The sequence below is a fragment of the Zunongwangia pacifica genome, from assembly GCF_023499215.1.
Taxonomy (GTDB): Bacteria; Bacteroidota; Bacteroidia; order Flavobacteriales; family Flavobacteriaceae; genus Zunongwangia; species Zunongwangia pacifica.
Window position 1 is genome coordinate 144,028 of record NZ_JAKHSK010000006.1, and the last position, 13,239, is coordinate 157,266.

At 34.0% G+C, this 13,239-nt stretch carries 18 protein-coding genes; 10 read left to right on the forward strand and 8 right to left on the reverse strand.

Annotation, left to right across the window (positions count from 1 at the left end; translation table 11 throughout):
* Positions 1–108: 108 nt before the first annotated feature.
* The 3 genes from L1967_RS06070 to L1967_RS06080 form a co-directional block, all read right to left on the reverse strand.
* Positions 109–1,170 carry a hypothetical protein gene (locus L1967_RS06070; RefSeq protein WP_249600836.1) on the reverse strand — a complete coding sequence of 354 codons (1,062 nt, stop codon included), beginning with the start codon at positions 1,168–1,170 and terminating at the stop codon, positions 109–111.
* A gap of 6 nt (positions 1,171–1,176) precedes the next feature.
* Complete coding sequence (locus L1967_RS06075; RefSeq protein WP_249600837.1) at positions 1,177–1,707, reverse strand: DUF6252 domain-containing protein; 531 nt, start codon at positions 1,705–1,707, stop codon at positions 1,177–1,179.
* 161 nt (positions 1,708–1,868) lie between these two features.
* The gene (locus L1967_RS06080; protein ID WP_249600838.1) at positions 1,869–2,720 is read right to left on the reverse strand and encodes a CHRD domain-containing protein; all 852 of its coding nucleotides are present in this window, start codon (positions 2,718–2,720) and stop codon (positions 1,869–1,871) included.
* Positions 2,721–3,165: 445 nt separating this feature from the next.
* On the opposite strand from L1967_RS06080, the gene L1967_RS06085 reads away from it, so the two are divergent.
* The 7 genes from L1967_RS06085 to L1967_RS06115 all read left to right on the forward strand — a co-directional run bounded on the left by L1967_RS06085 (position 3,166) and on the right by L1967_RS06115 (position 6,970).
* Positions 3,166–3,873, forward strand: coding sequence for a putative quinol monooxygenase (locus L1967_RS06085; RefSeq protein WP_249600839.1), 708 nt, complete (start codon positions 3,166–3,168; stop codon positions 3,871–3,873).
* A 412-nt stretch (positions 3,874–4,285) separates the two neighbouring features.
* Positions 4,286–4,834 (forward strand): hypothetical protein, encoded by a 549-nt coding sequence (locus tag L1967_RS06090; protein WP_249600840.1) that lies wholly within the window; start codon positions 4,286–4,288, stop codon positions 4,832–4,834.
* Entirely contained in the window at positions 4,834–5,247 is a 414-nt protein-coding gene (locus L1967_RS06095; RefSeq protein WP_249600841.1) for a hypothetical protein, read from the forward strand. The genes L1967_RS06090 and L1967_RS06095 overlap by 1 nt, the downstream gene beginning before the upstream one ends.
* Positions 5,240–5,905, forward strand: coding sequence for a spermidine synthase (locus tag L1967_RS06100; protein ID WP_249600842.1), 666 nt, complete (start codon positions 5,240–5,242; stop codon positions 5,903–5,905). Before L1967_RS06095 ends, L1967_RS06100 begins: the two co-directional genes overlap by 8 nt.
* A gap of 85 nt (positions 5,906–5,990) precedes the next feature.
* On the forward strand, positions 5,991–6,137 hold the full coding sequence (locus L1967_RS06105; RefSeq protein ID WP_249600843.1) for a hypothetical protein: 147 nt from the start codon (positions 5,991–5,993) through the stop codon (positions 6,135–6,137).
* Between the two features lie 11 nt (positions 6,138–6,148).
* Complete coding sequence (locus tag L1967_RS06110) at positions 6,149–6,601, forward strand: hypothetical protein (RefSeq protein ID WP_249600844.1); 453 nt, start codon at positions 6,149–6,151, stop codon at positions 6,599–6,601.
* A 51-nt stretch (positions 6,602–6,652) separates the two neighbouring features.
* Complete coding sequence (locus L1967_RS06115) at positions 6,653–6,970, forward strand: hypothetical protein (RefSeq protein WP_249600845.1); 318 nt, start codon at positions 6,653–6,655, stop codon at positions 6,968–6,970.
* 233 nt (positions 6,971–7,203) lie between these two features.
* Here L1967_RS06115 and L1967_RS06120 read toward each other — a convergent pair whose 3' ends face one another.
* The 3 genes from L1967_RS06120 to L1967_RS06130 are packed head-to-tail and all read right to left on the reverse strand — an operon-like array spanning position 7,204 to position 9,615.
* Positions 7,204–7,650, reverse strand: coding sequence for a PH domain-containing protein (locus L1967_RS06120; protein WP_249600846.1), 447 nt, complete (start codon positions 7,648–7,650; stop codon positions 7,204–7,206).
* 29 nt (positions 7,651–7,679) lie between these two features.
* Positions 7,680–8,483: an alpha/beta hydrolase gene (locus tag L1967_RS06125; protein WP_249600847.1), complete on the reverse strand. Its 804-nt coding sequence runs from the start codon at positions 8,481–8,483 to the stop codon at positions 7,680–7,682.
* 31 nt (positions 8,484–8,514) lie between these two features.
* Positions 8,515–9,615: an SGNH/GDSL hydrolase family protein gene (locus L1967_RS06130; RefSeq protein WP_249600848.1), complete on the reverse strand. Its 1,101-nt coding sequence runs from the start codon at positions 9,613–9,615 to the stop codon at positions 8,515–8,517.
* Positions 9,616–9,873: 258 nt separating this feature from the next.
* Between L1967_RS06130 and L1967_RS06135 the strand changes: the two genes are divergently transcribed.
* From L1967_RS06135 to L1967_RS06145, 3 genes are all read left to right on the forward strand, one after another.
* Positions 9,874–10,365 carry an RNA polymerase sigma factor gene (locus L1967_RS06135; RefSeq protein ID WP_249600849.1) on the forward strand — a complete coding sequence of 164 codons (492 nt, stop codon included), beginning with the start codon at positions 9,874–9,876 and terminating at the stop codon, positions 10,363–10,365.
* 3 nt (positions 10,366–10,368) lie between these two features.
* A complete protein-coding gene (locus L1967_RS06140; protein ID WP_249600850.1) occupies positions 10,369–11,037 on the forward strand; it encodes a hypothetical protein in 669 nt (222 codons plus the stop codon).
* A 133-nt stretch (positions 11,038–11,170) separates the two neighbouring features.
* A complete protein-coding gene (locus L1967_RS06145) occupies positions 11,171–11,827 on the forward strand; it encodes a DUF2461 domain-containing protein (protein ID WP_249600851.1) in 657 nt (218 codons plus the stop codon).
* A 211-nt stretch (positions 11,828–12,038) separates the two neighbouring features.
* Here the strand turns inward: L1967_RS06145 and L1967_RS06150 are convergent, their stop codons facing one another.
* Positions 12,039–12,428 carry a VOC family protein gene (locus L1967_RS06150; protein ID WP_249600852.1) on the reverse strand — a complete coding sequence of 130 codons (390 nt, stop codon included), beginning with the start codon at positions 12,426–12,428 and terminating at the stop codon, positions 12,039–12,041.
* Positions 12,429–12,502: 74 nt separating this feature from the next.
* On the reverse strand, positions 12,503–13,084 hold the full coding sequence (locus L1967_RS06155) for a Crp/Fnr family transcriptional regulator (protein WP_249600853.1): 582 nt from the start codon (positions 13,082–13,084) through the stop codon (positions 12,503–12,505).
* Positions 13,085–13,239: the final 155 nt, after the last annotated feature.

Below are 13,239 nucleotides of genomic sequence, written 5' to 3' on the forward strand. Positions count from 1 at the left end.
CCAGATATGCTTATGGCTACAATCATTTAAACTAGCATAAAAGGAGGCCGCCAACTAAATGTTTTTAGCCCCCTACACCCAAACATTGTAATATAAATAAGAAGAAAATTAAATGCTCTTTAAAGCATTTGTTGTATGTTCCATAAGCATCTTCTTGCAAGCCATATATACGCCATTGGCATATTTGGTACTTTCTACATTAATAACCTGAAGATCTTCTACACTTTTATTTTCGGCAGAATATAATCTAAAGTATGGGAGCTCTTTTCCTATTTTATCCACATCCTGAGCTACAACACTTACTATTTTATCTTCGTTAACGACATTTTCGATTTCCAGTGATTTCTTTAAAGAACCTTTATAAGAGGCCGTAGGATTTGGCCCACTTTTACCAGAGATAAAATTTACTTCACTCGTAACCTGATCGTGTGTTACAGATCCTTTAAACTTTATTATACTTTTCGATTTATTTTCGTTCGTGATCGCATAAGAGTCGACCAGGCGCAGGTTAGGTTTTATTTTAATTTTAGCAGCTCCGGTAGGATTCCAATTATCGCCTAACTCTACAAAGGCTATCGTTAAATCTATCGTTGCAATAATCGCATCGTTAAGCTCTTTAGAGAGACTTGTATTTTCACCGATCTTGGAAAATTGTGAAAACATATTTTGTTTCCTTTTACCTCCGTCTTTGTTTGCCTTGAAATAGTATTCATAACCTGTAGGGCTTACTGAAACTACTCCGGGTATATTAGAAACCTCAATATTTCCTCCTTTAGCTGGCATCCAATCCTGGTAGTATTTGGTTTTACCGGCTTCCAGTGCCGTGACGATTGTAAAACCTTTCGCTTTTAAATCGCTAACAAATTCTTCGTAAAGTTTATCTACTGTTTGCTGAAGATCTGCTTCAGAAATTCCCTGCAACCCAACGGCTAATCTTGCAGTGGCATCTCCTTTTACTCCACCTCGCCACATTTTACCGCCACTCTTATGATTAATCATTTCGTTGTAGAGCTGAAAATTGACATTAAATTTATTAATATAGATTCGGTTATTAGCCGCTGCAAATTTGTTAAGTTTAAACTTGTCTATAAGGGGTTTAAATTCTCCCAAATCTTGTGCTTCTAACTGAAAACCAATGCATATCAAAGCTATAAGTAATACTTTTCTCATCTCTTTTCATTTAATTTGAACATTAAAAGAACCGTCGGTTACATTTCTGAAATCAGATTTTTGATCGTTAGAGGCTTCAAAGAAAAAAGTCCCTTTTAATTGTCCATTCTCATCTTCTGAAACACTTATTTCTCCTGCTAATCCGCCTTCTCCGTATGGAGCACCAAAAGTTTTGCTATTCTGTGGATTGTTAATATCTACCTCGACGTAACTAGCAGTAACATATACTAAATTATCCCCCCCAATATCATAGGTTCCCACACCCTCGTAACCATTAATAATTAGGTTAATGGCAAAGCCACTAGCATCTGTTCCCAAAACGGTTAAAGTGGTGCCGGCGTTACCTGTTGCTTTCGCTGCAGTTGTCCCTTCTTTAAAACTCTTAAAGTCTTCTCCATCTACTTTAGCCACCACTGTACCTTCGGCTGCTGTTCCTCCTTGTCCCCCATCATCATCTTTTGCACAAGCAACCAAAAATACCGTCATTAAAAGAAAAAATAGTTTCGCCGATTTTATTAATTTTTTTTGACGTCCCATAGTATAAATATTTTGTTATTTGTTTTTGGTAAAACTATGTCAGTTTCCCTTAAAAAAGTATAGGGCAATTGCCCTATTTAAAAAAGAGTATAAAGAGGAACGAGGCAAAAAAAGAAGCCCGACTTTCGCCGGGCTTCTTTATAAATTCTAAAATTTATTGCTTACCATATGGTGTTTGCTCCAATATTTCCTTGTGCGGCAAGGGTCGCAAGATCGTCGGCACTAGCATGAACATTGATATAACCATTGTACTCAATTAAGTCTTCGTAAGAAACAGCGGTTCCATCTTCTTCTTCAGTTCCGTCTGTCATCGCTACGTTGGTTAAACTCATTCCGCTTGCGCCATCAACAGAAGTTAAAGTAATTGCAATATCGCCGGGAGCATCTGCAACAGATCCCATGTGAATGTGTGCTGGGTGTGTATTACCTTCAGTAGTGCCTTCTAAGTCTAATTCTACCAAAGTTTCTCCATTTTTTCTTTCGTGAAAAGTAGCAGTACCACTTACTCCTTCTATATCAACTTCAGCAAGATCATAAGATTTTGATTCTCCGGTCAACTCATTTCCTCCGATATCGGTTTGTGCTACAAGAGTTTCTAAATCATCGGCGCTGGCATGCACATTAATGTATCCGTCGAATTCTAGTAAGTCCTCAAAACTAATTTCAGTTTGATCATCGTCCAACATATCCACCGTAGTTTCGCTAATACCCGTATCGCCATCTACTGGATCTAAACTTAAAGCTATTTCTCCACCTTCTGCGGCAGAATTGTAATGAATATGTGCCGGGTGCATTACTCCAGCTGTGGTACCATCAAGATCTAAAGTGATCGTAACCGAACCATCTTCATTTTCATCAAAAATTGCAGTTCCCGAAACTCCAGATTCACCTACAGCACTTACATCATATTTTTTAGTTTCACCTTCAAAAGGCGGGTCGACATTTGCGTCATCATCGTCGCTACATGATACAATGCCTAAAAAGGCAAATAATAAAATACCAAATTTCTTCATTGTAATTTTCAATTTTTAGATTAATAAATTGGTTTTTGGTTTTATAGTATAGATGGATAACGGCTACATGGGTTGCGTAATTTTATTGTTAAAAACACCCCTAAAACCTAACCAACTGAAGCTCAAAACATAATTTACAAAGTTTAACTTAAATTTAATTTTTCCCATAAGGAAGCATTAAAATCTACATTATTCACAATAAAATTCAATTGTATATTTAGAAAAGTGAAATTAATAGCATAATTTTTTGCTACGCACAATTCATAACTTTGGCTCTATCCCTATCAAAAATACCTTAAAAACTATTCTTTTTCCCATCTAAAAAGTTTACCAAATACAAACTTAAAATCTTTAAAATTTAACCCTAAGAATTAACATAGCTTTAAAAAGTGATTTTATTTTAATACTATCTTCGTTAGAAGAAAGAACTATTAAAAACTGAACCATGAAAAGATCTTTTATCAAAGCTTTATTTTTGACTGTCTTACTAATGAGCTCTCCAACTCTTCTACATGCGCAGGAACAGGAAAGTTTTCAGAAACTGGTAAAATTGCCATTAAGAGCGGGAGGTTATGATAGTTTTTTAACCTTAATGCGAATTAATATTAATGAATCCAGAAAAGAAGAAGGTGCTATTTCTTTTACGCTCTTTGGAAAAGATGATAGCTATACGGTTTACCTTTTAGAACGATTTAAAAACAAAACCGCATGGGAAAAACATAAAGAAAGTGTTTATGCAAGATCTACAGATGGCATTTCGCCTGCTGCCACCATGAATTTGTTAGAAGAAACTACGCTAAAGGAAATTCCTGAAATTCCGGCTGAGGATACTGAAGAAATTGCTCCTGAAGAAAATACACAAAATAGTATAGAATGGTTTACTGTAGCACCAAATACAAAAACTGCTTTTATTGAAGTCATGGGCAAAGCCATTCCAAAAGCTCGTAATGCTACAGGAAATTTAGGCTATAATATTTATCAAAATGCCGATAATCCCAATGAATTTATAGTGATAGAACGATGGAAAAACCCTGAAGTTTATCAAACTCATTTACAAAACGAGTATAGTATCCAACTGGATAAGGAGTTAGAAGGTTTAATTACTAAAGACACTAACCATCGCAAGGAAGTATTAAAAAATATTTCAGAGTAAATAATCCTCGGGGCAAGCCCCGAGGCATTCGATAGACACAAAATTTCAATTCCGAGGCAAGCCTCGGGGTATTAAACCCTTTGGCGGTACCAATAAACAGTCACCTTGAATTATCACTTAATATGTGGTCTTTAGAAAGGGTTTAACCACCTTTTCAAAATATCATTTTTATAGATTTTTTTTTGACAATAATTCAATAATCATCTAAAAAATTAACACTTACGGCTGTAATTTTTATGGAAAACCGTATTGAAATATTCTGCGGCAATACTACATTTGCATTGAGAAATGCTGATGGAGAGGTTTATCTAGTAGGGAGATAAACGCGATCTGTTGGCATTTTCTTTTTAGTATTTATGGTGCATTACTTCTATTTCAAATCTATCTAAATACCTTTGCTAAAAAATTAGCTTTGATCAAGATTTTAAGAATTATTGCTTTCTTTTTATTTATAGGATGCCATCTGGCTTTTCTATTATCCATATTGTTTGAAAAAGTGAACAATTTTTGGCTAATATCAGGGATCCTTATCTCTACTGCGTTAATTACCTATGCCTATTATCATAAAAATATACAAGAAGAAGAGTATTTTTTTGATGATCTTCAGGATATTGTTTATATAAGCTTAGGAGCTTTACTAACTTATTTTATTAGCGTAGATCTGGAATTTGGTAGCGTAATTGCCGCAGGTTTTACAGGTACACTGGCTTCGTATCTGCCTAATATCTTTAGAAAAACATGGATCCAAAGAGTACCTGTTGCTGCATATTGTGGTGCTTTTGTGGGAATGACAGCACCTGCGGTATCTTCAGGGTATACTTTTATAATTTTTAGTGCCTTTTTAACCGGAGCGTTATTTATTTCAGCAAAAAATGTTTTTAATGGTTTTGGTGGAAAGTTAGGAACTATTGCTTTTGGTGGCGTAGCCTTATCTTCACTAATCGTATATCTTTTATTTTGATGGAAGCAGGGGTTATCATTTTTACCGGAATTTTTGGCGCGTTGCTTACCTGGTTTATCAATAACCATAGAGCTAAAGGAGCTATTAGGGCCTCTGCCCTGCCCTCTTTAATTGTAGGATTGTTTTTTTATTGCTTCCCCAATTTACTTTCAGAATATCTTACCAGGCATATTCCTTTAGTATTTATCGGATCTTCTTTTATAGGAATGGTATCTATCAATATCATTTCTAAATGGATCTATGTGGCGATTTCAGGGATAGTTTTTGGTCTTATTTATTTAAATACTGGTACATTTTTTAACGGATTTGGTGGTGCTTTGGGCACTACGGCCTGTATTGCTGTGTTAGTGGCTATTGGGCTTGCAAAACTTATTAAACACCGCGGAATCAAAAAGAAAAATAGTGTTGAGTAGACTAAGAAAATATTTAAGCTTCCTTTGGCCAATTACTACTAAAACAGATTCAGATTTTAGTGGTCCACTGGAAATTACCTGGATTGATGGCAAAAAAGTTTTAGACACCAAAAACGCCAACTACTCCTACGGGGCACTTCAGAATGTATTGGAAAACGGACTCAAACATATAGATTTTGGACAAATCAATTCCGTTTTAATTTTAGGTCTTGGAGGTGGTAGTGTGGTAAAATCGATTGCAGAAAAATTTAATTTCTTCGGAAGTATCCATGCCGTAGAAATCGATCAAAAAATCATTGATATTGCGAAAACCGAATTTGATATTTCAGCAATAAAGAATCTGAAAATCCATAGATCTGATGCATTCGATTTTGTAAAAAATAGCAACCAATTTTATGATCTTATTATTGTTGATGTATTTATCGATACTGAAATCCCTACTATTTTTCTTTCTGATGAGTTTTGTGAAAACCTTAGCCATATTTGCCAAAACAGCCTCTTATTCAATTTAGGATTTAGTCAAAATGCTTTGAACCAGACCAAAAAAGTAACTCGCTTTTTTCAAAACAACTCGAATTTTGAAGTTCTGACCCTCGAAAAAGTTGAAGAAATTAACCGTTTATTAATCGCGACTAAACGAAGCAGGAACGTAGTTTAAATACTATATTTTCCTGTAACGTTTTGAGGTAAATTGCTACTCATCCTTTATGAAGAAGGGTCACTATTTTCAAAAACCTCTGTGCATGCAATTTCCAAAAGAAGAAGAATTCCAAAAACAACGACTACTAAAATCGAAATTAGATAAATTACGCTCCCAATTTAAGGAGGCAAGTTCTTGGTTAAAAACGAAAGAAAAATTAGAAATTGTAGTTTCTAAAAATTTAGACTAATTTTATAAAATATGGTATTAAAAACTATAAATCCCAGAGCTGATATTGGGGAAAATAAAAAAGCTTATAAAAGTTTTTCCCTGTTTATGGGATTTCTTGACGTATTAAAACAGCAGGACTTAAATAAGGTAGTGATTGAAAAGTTAAATGCTGAAATTGACAAAATAAATGAGGTTCCCCTTAAAAAACTAAATACTCAGATAAAGAGAAGTCAGTTAAAAATGCTTCAAATTGTTGAAAAAGAGCAAAAATTAGTTCCTAAGAATTATTATAAAAAAACCTGGTTAGTTCTGGGAATGTCTGCTTTTGGAATTCCACTGGGCGTAATTTTTGGTCTAACATTAGATAATATGGCTTTTTTAGGCATCGGTCTCCCTATTGGGTTGGCTATTGGAATGGCCGTTGGCGCACAAATGGATAAAAAAGCCGAAAAAGAAGGTAGACAAATTAATATGGAAATGTGATTTGCCTAAAAAACTTCGCAATTCTATGTATTGGTTGCAAATCTAGCTATTATGACTATAAGCAGGTACCGGGAAGAGTACAGTAATATTATCGCTTATGCAAAACATCATAATGGCAATCCTGCAAATTATCCACTCAACGTAAGCATTAAAGAATTAAAACCAGATAAAACGGAATATCTACTTCATTTCACTAAAGAAGACACACTAGTTAGAATTAAGCATTTAATACAAAATGATTCCATGCATCAGGAAATTAATTATTACTACGATGATGGAAAATTAAAAGTTTGTGTGTTTCAAGATAAACGAAGAGATACTAGCTTTCACCATTTTTACATTACCGGTAAATTCAAAAAAAACAATTAAAACTCTGTCCTGACTTAAGTTCTCATCAAGAATATTACTCAAAGGGCATAGAATTTTTAAGTAAACTATCTCGGGCAAGCTTACGAGGCATTCGATAGAGACAAAATTTCAATTCCGAGGCGTCCCGATTGTTATCGGGAAGGGATATTAAACCCTTTGGCAGTGCCAATAAATTCAGATAATGCACAGGTTTTATTAAGTTTCTTAAAATTTAGAGTAATGGTACAATAAATCTACTTTTTGTTAGAAGTAGTAGTGACCTTAATCTGGCTGTCCAACTCTAAAATTTTCTTGATGAAACTCTCATTGGTAAGCGGACTTATATAAATCTCGTTATAAATATCATATTTAAGGATCAATCCTTTTCTGGCCGTTGCCGGTCGTAATCCTAGCCATAAGCTTTTGCCTACTACAATTTCGGTAATTTTCTCTAACGGTATTTCTCCCCTTAATGGACCTCCTCTATATTTAAAATAATGCGGGGTAAGCTCGTATGCTGTTCCAAAATTCAACCATAATAAAAGTCCGGCTATAAGTATCAGTAAAACATCGCCAAAAATAAAATTCTGGTTTCGGCTATTTTCAGATAAAAACTGATATATAAATATGCCACAGGCAATTGCTGTAAAACCAAAGATAACAACTAAAAAGAGCACATCTTTTCGACTTTTAAACTTCATAATTCTCAATTTGGGGAATTGATTTTATGCTATTTGTCGGATTTATCTTTTACAAATTTCAACAATAATGGTAAAGCAGGATAAACCATGTTATGCCCATAACCATTCATTTCATACAAGTCTATTTCTTTTTGGCCGGCAACTTTCATCATCCTATAAAAATAAGCGTTCTCTTCGTAGCGGCCCAGCATTTCCAATTCACGATCGCCCGTAATGAGTAACGTTGGTGGTGCATCATTTCTTACGTAAAATAGTGGTGCCCATTTGTCTACAATTGGTTGTGTTCCGGGAATACCTCTTTGATCTCTAATGGTAAAATGCGTAATGGTATGGCCACTAAATGGCACCAATCCGGCAACATCATTAGCATCTATATCATATTTTGCCAGATTATCTTTATTCATTATCGCCATTAAAGCCAGGTATCCACCGGCCGAGTGTCCTGAAATATAAATTTCTGAAACATCACCATGATACTTTTCAATATTATTAAATACCCATGCTATTGCCGCGCTTGCATCATCTATAGTTTCTTCGGCCTTAATCTTTGGCGCCAGGCGATACCCTACGCCCACCACGACAACTTCTTTATTTTTTAATTCCTGCGGAATTTCTTTTTGGCCTCCTGTTAATCCCCCGCCATGAAACCAAACGATAACAGGATATTTTTCATCATCATCAGGATTGGGAAAATGAATATCCAGTTTGGATTGTTGTTCCATATATTCTGAAGTTGGATTTTCGTAATATTGAATATCCTTTACCTCCTGATATTGCTGTGACAATAATTGAAAAGACAGCAATAAAAAGAAAACACTTAATTTAAAGTTCATTTTTATTTTTTTTGAAAAAGTTACTCCCTCACTATTCTTCGGTGGCTAAAATTTCCTCATAAAAAGGTACAATTTGATCGGCCATCATTTTATCTTCTTCGATTGAGGGATGTGCTCCGCAACCTGTTTCTGGAATGGGTGTAAAATCGAAAACATGAATTTTCTTTCCTTTGGTCTCAAAATAAGAAGCCACACTATCTAGAGAACGGTGTAGAATTTCTTCTTTTTTTCCTGAAATCATCGGGCTATCTAAAATGGCGATTTTTGGATTATCCCGAGTATCGATAAGGTGCTGCACAAAATTAATATAGGCACCTACATAATCATCTACACTAAAAGGCAAGCGCTCGTGCTGCCCATCACCATCAGAAAGATCATTAGTTCCCAAATTAATACTAATGAGCTCTGGTTTAAAATCTTTGGCTGTATAGGTTTTAGTGCTATCGGTATTTAGGTACAGATTATCGTAAACATCTGGTACCGTAGGGCCGGTAACATCCCAGTTTCTATACATTCCCCAACCAGAAATTGAAGACAATATAAAATCGACATTCAAACGATTGGCTGCAATCGTTGCATACGAATAATACGCATTATGCGCATCAAACCAGGCACCTTCTCCACAGGGAAATTCGATATTATCGTTACCAAATCCTGAAGTGATCGAATTTCCTATAAACTCGATTTTAAGTGCTGGTTTTTTAGGAGCATCAGCAAGATCTTTCGCTTCTAAACCGCTAAATACCAAATTACCGGTACTGGCTTCAGTAGCTTTATATAGCTCGATTAATGTATCATTTTTACTAACCGGTATTTTTAGTTCGTTAATCGTATCCCCATCAACCCGCTTCTTTCCTTTATATTCTCCATTAATGGCCAGGGCCCAAAACGCATGTTGCTTAGGATCGTCTACTTTAGAATATATACGTATCGTATCTTGCTGCCTATTTTTAAAAGCAATTTTAGAAGCCGGACTAATCATTACCAATGACGAATCTCTTTTATCCACTCTTCCCGAGATCGTAAAATATTCGGTATTCTGGGCAGAATACAATTTTGATGTTTGTTTTTCTTTTTGTTGGCAACCTGATAAACCCGTAACTAAAGCCAGGCCAAAAATTATTTTTTTCATGATGATGAATTTTGCTAAAACCTTAAACTAAGGTAGGTAAAATATACTTTTATCTAAAATCTTTATGTAAAGAAAGCACTTTATAAAATGAAATTCCTAAGAGCAAGCTTATGAGACATTTCTTATAAAATTATTTTTTATTTCGATTATCGAGTAAACGAGATACAAAGTTTATTTTATTTGACTTTTTCCTGAAAAAAGTGTGATTTTTAAAAGATAGAAACGATTAATGATACAAAGACCTGATAAAAATAGGGGATGAAATCGACGAAAAAAGACATTGTGCAACTCATTGAAGAAAACAAAAACCTTATTTTTAAAGTGGTTAATGCCTATTGTTATTATCCCGAAGAGCAAGAAGATCTAATTCAGGAAATTATTATTAATCTTTTAAAAAGCTATAAAAGATTTGACCATGGCGTCAAAACAACCACATGGATTTATAAAGTTGCATTTAATGTAGTGATTTCTTATAACCGAAAAATAAAGACCAGGGAAAAATACTTTGTCCCTTTAAAAGAGAAGTTTGTTCACATCCATGAGGAAAATAAAATTGAAGATGATGAAAATCTAAAAAAACTAAATCACTTTATTCAGCAATTAAAACCCTTAAATAAAGCTTTAATGATCATGTATTTAGACGGGAAAAGCCATCAAGAAATTGCTATGGTTTTAGGAATTTCTGAAAGTAATGTGGGCACCAAAATCAACCGAGTAAAGAAAGAACTAAAAAACAAATTCAAAAAATAAGTTATGGATATCGATAAATTAAGAAATTCCTGGCAGCAACAGGAAGAAAAACTAGAAAGCACCAGAAGCTTAAATATAGCTGTTTTAAAAGAACTAAAATTAGAGAATGCAAAATCGAGAATAAAACAGCTTCTTTATCTACCAATTGGTACTTTATTGTTTTTTAGCTTAGTTATATGCTATGCCACATATTTTACCATCTCAAATTTTGGAGTATGGTACTTCACTTTTTCAGGGATAGTGATGCTACTTTTTTCTTTTGCCTTTGTATTTTCTTCCGTTAATCAATTACGTATTATTCTTAAACTAGATTATCAGCAACCGGTAACGATGTTGCAACGACAACTTTCAAGACTAAAACTTTCAGTTATCTATAATTTAAAAATCGCTGCTGCCATTTTACCATTTAGTCCGTTTGTAGGACTATTTGCCATAAAGGCAATTTTCAATTTCGATGCTACCCAAGTGATCTCTTTACAGCAGATCTGGATCTTTGCTGGAATTACCGTAATCCTTCAAATTTTAACACTATTTTTTTCGGCCAAACTTAGATCCCAAAATAAGGATAAAAACTATATAAATTGGCTGTTACAGGGAAGCGGAAGTCAGATCGAAGAAGCTAAATCATTCTTATCAGAAATCGAAGATTTTGAGCAAAAATCTAAAATTTAATAAAAAAACTTCGGTATAGATCACCAAAAAAAATATTTATTTTAAGAAAATTGTTGATAAAGAATAAATGTAGTTGATGTAAGATTTTGCTAAAAATTTGTACTAACTTTCCCTACTAAAAATATCAGCGAACATGGATTTTGAAAAAATTTTTCACTTTTTAATCGATCTTCAAATCAATAATAACAGAAACTGGTTTAATGACAATAAATCCAGATATGAAGAAGCTAAAGACGAGTTTCTATATTTTCTAAGCGATTTTTTACCACAATTAAAAGCCATTGATCCACAAATTAATATTGAAGATCCTAAAAAGTGCATGTTTAGGATTTATAAGGATGTGCGGTTTTCTAAAAATAAAGCACCATATAAAACTAATTTTGGGGCCTATATTGCAAAAGATGGACGTAAAAGTGGAAATGCCGGGTATTATATGCACATCGAGCCTGATCATTGCTTTATTGGTGGTGGAATTTATAAACCCGATGCACAAAATCTAAAAGCAATACGTCAGCATATTTATGATCATACCGAGGATTTTAAAAACATTATCCAAAATGACCAATTTCAGTCTTATTTCCCTGAAATTTATGGGGAAAAACTGAAGCGCGCCCCAAGAGATTTCCCCAATGATTTTGAGGATATCGAATGGCTAAAACATAAAAGTTACGCCATGATCCATCCCGTTGAGAACGAATTTTGGGAGCAGAAAGATATAGAAAAACATTTGTTGAAAATTTATAAAATCCTGCTCCCTTTTAATCACTTTCTAAATAGGGCGCTAGAATAAGCTAAAATTCATATTTTTTCTTAGTTACCTTTTAGCCCTACTTGTAAGCCTTATCCAATTGAAGACAACTAAAGGATCTAAAATAACATCAATTGTAATGTCTGCTGATTGCAAAAAATCATCCCAAGGCTTAATAAGCTTTGGGATGATTTTATTTTTTTAAAGAGATAACAAACAGAAACTAATATTACTATAATAGTTATGATCACTTTTAATTCATAGAATGTATACCGATCATGTTACCCTCTGTATCCATAGCCAAAACGATAAAACCATATTCCCCAATTGCCATCTTTGGTTTAAAAATGCTTCCTCCGGCAGCTACTATTTTCGCTTCTTCGATACTACAATCTTCACTGGCAAAATAGACAATCGTACTATTGCCACCGGCATCAACACCTTCCATTTTAACCAGAGCACCTGCGACCCTATTCTTAGACTCCATATCACTGGGAAAAAATAACATTTCCATAGGCTCACCAACATCAGGTGCTGGTATAGCGTCCATCTTTAGAGAAAATACAGTTTCATAAAATTTTTGTGCTCGGTCTAGCTCGTTGACATAAATCTCAAACCAAACAACAGGATTTTCTTTTTTCATGACTAGAAAGCTTAAAAGTTAGTGTGTTAAAATTAAGCGATCTATAGTATACAGAACTTGCCATAAGACAAGATTTAGCTTTTGGTAGCAATTTCTTTTCTAATTCGGCTTAAAGAAGTATCGGTAATCCCTAAAAACGAAGCTATATATTTTAAGGGTACTTGTTTAATAATTTCAGGCTGTGTTTTTATAAGCTGTAAATAACGATGCCTGGCACTTTGAGTAAGCATATTTATTGAACTTTGCTTGGATATAAAAAGCTGATTAGACATCCAGGATCTGCCCCACTCCGAAAATCCCTGGATAGATACAAAGAGTTCATTAAAATCTATAATATTGATTTTCCACAACACTCCGTCTGTAAGTGCCTGAAAATTTTCCTGTGAGGCCTGGCTTAAAAACAATGAAGCTACTTCAATCAATATTTGATTAGCTCCAAAAAAACCAGTCGTAATTTCATTTCCTTTAAAATCGATTACATACGACCTAAACAAGCCTTTTTCAACTAAATAATATTCCTTGCTTATTTTCCCCGCTTTCAAAACAAAATCATTTTTAGAAAATTTTACTTGCGAATGAGCATTAATAATACGCTGGTAATCTTCCTTTCTTATTGTAGGATAGTCATAAATTCCTTCAAAAAAAGTTTTATACATCAAAAGCGAGTTTTTGAAATTCATAAAAAAGATACTGAAAATCAAAATAAAGTCTTTTTTAATTTTTCATTTTTGAAATTATATAATGCAAACAATAGAGGAAAAAGGCGTAAATCACCTTTGATTCTGAAGCAGAACTAATTATTTAAAGAAGT

What these genes read in the sequence shown, in the direction of transcription:
- L1967_RS06070 (WP_249600836.1), bottom strand. Translation starts at nt 1,170, where the DNA reads ATGAGAAAAGTATTACTTATAGCTTTGATATGCATTGGTTTTCAGTTA.
- L1967_RS06075 (WP_249600837.1), bottom strand. Translation starts at nt 1,707, where the DNA reads ATGGGACGTCAAAAAAAATTAATAAAATCGGCGAAACTATTTTTTCTT.
- L1967_RS06080 (WP_249600838.1), bottom strand. Translation starts at nt 2,720, where the DNA reads ATGAAGAAATTTGGTATTTTATTATTTGCCTTTTTAGGCATTGTATCA.
- L1967_RS06085 (WP_249600839.1), top strand. Translation starts at nt 3,166, where the DNA reads ATGAAAAGATCTTTTATCAAAGCTTTATTTTTGACTGTCTTACTAATG.
- L1967_RS06095 (WP_249600841.1), top strand. Translation starts at nt 4,834, where the DNA reads ATGGAAGCAGGGGTTATCATTTTTACCGGAATTTTTGGCGCGTTGCTT.
- L1967_RS06105 (WP_249600843.1), top strand. Translation starts at nt 5,991, where the DNA reads ATGCAATTTCCAAAAGAAGAAGAATTCCAAAAACAACGACTACTAAAA.
- L1967_RS06110 (WP_249600844.1), top strand. Translation starts at nt 6,149, where the DNA reads ATGGTATTAAAAACTATAAATCCCAGAGCTGATATTGGGGAAAATAAA.
- L1967_RS06115 (WP_249600845.1), top strand. Translation starts at nt 6,653, where the DNA reads ATGACTATAAGCAGGTACCGGGAAGAGTACAGTAATATTATCGCTTAT.
- L1967_RS06120 (WP_249600846.1), bottom strand. Translation starts at nt 7,650, where the DNA reads ATGAAGTTTAAAAGTCGAAAAGATGTGCTCTTTTTAGTTGTTATCTTT.
- L1967_RS06125 (WP_249600847.1), bottom strand. Translation starts at nt 8,483, where the DNA reads ATGAACTTTAAATTAAGTGTTTTCTTTTTATTGCTGTCTTTTCAATTA.
- L1967_RS06130 (WP_249600848.1), bottom strand. Translation starts at nt 9,615, where the DNA reads ATGAAAAAAATAATTTTTGGCCTGGCTTTAGTTACGGGTTTATCAGGT.
- L1967_RS06135 (WP_249600849.1), top strand. Translation starts at nt 9,874, where the DNA reads ATGAAATCGACGAAAAAAGACATTGTGCAACTCATTGAAGAAAACAAA.
- L1967_RS06140 (WP_249600850.1), top strand. Translation starts at nt 10,369, where the DNA reads ATGGATATCGATAAATTAAGAAATTCCTGGCAGCAACAGGAAGAAAAA.
- L1967_RS06145 (WP_249600851.1), top strand. Translation starts at nt 11,171, where the DNA reads ATGGATTTTGAAAAAATTTTTCACTTTTTAATCGATCTTCAAATCAAT.
- L1967_RS06150 (WP_249600852.1), bottom strand. Translation starts at nt 12,428, where the DNA reads ATGAAAAAAGAAAATCCTGTTGTTTGGTTTGAGATTTATGTCAACGAG.
- L1967_RS06155 (WP_249600853.1), bottom strand. Translation starts at nt 13,084, where the DNA reads ATGTATAAAACTTTTTTTGAAGGAATTTATGACTATCCTACAATAAGA.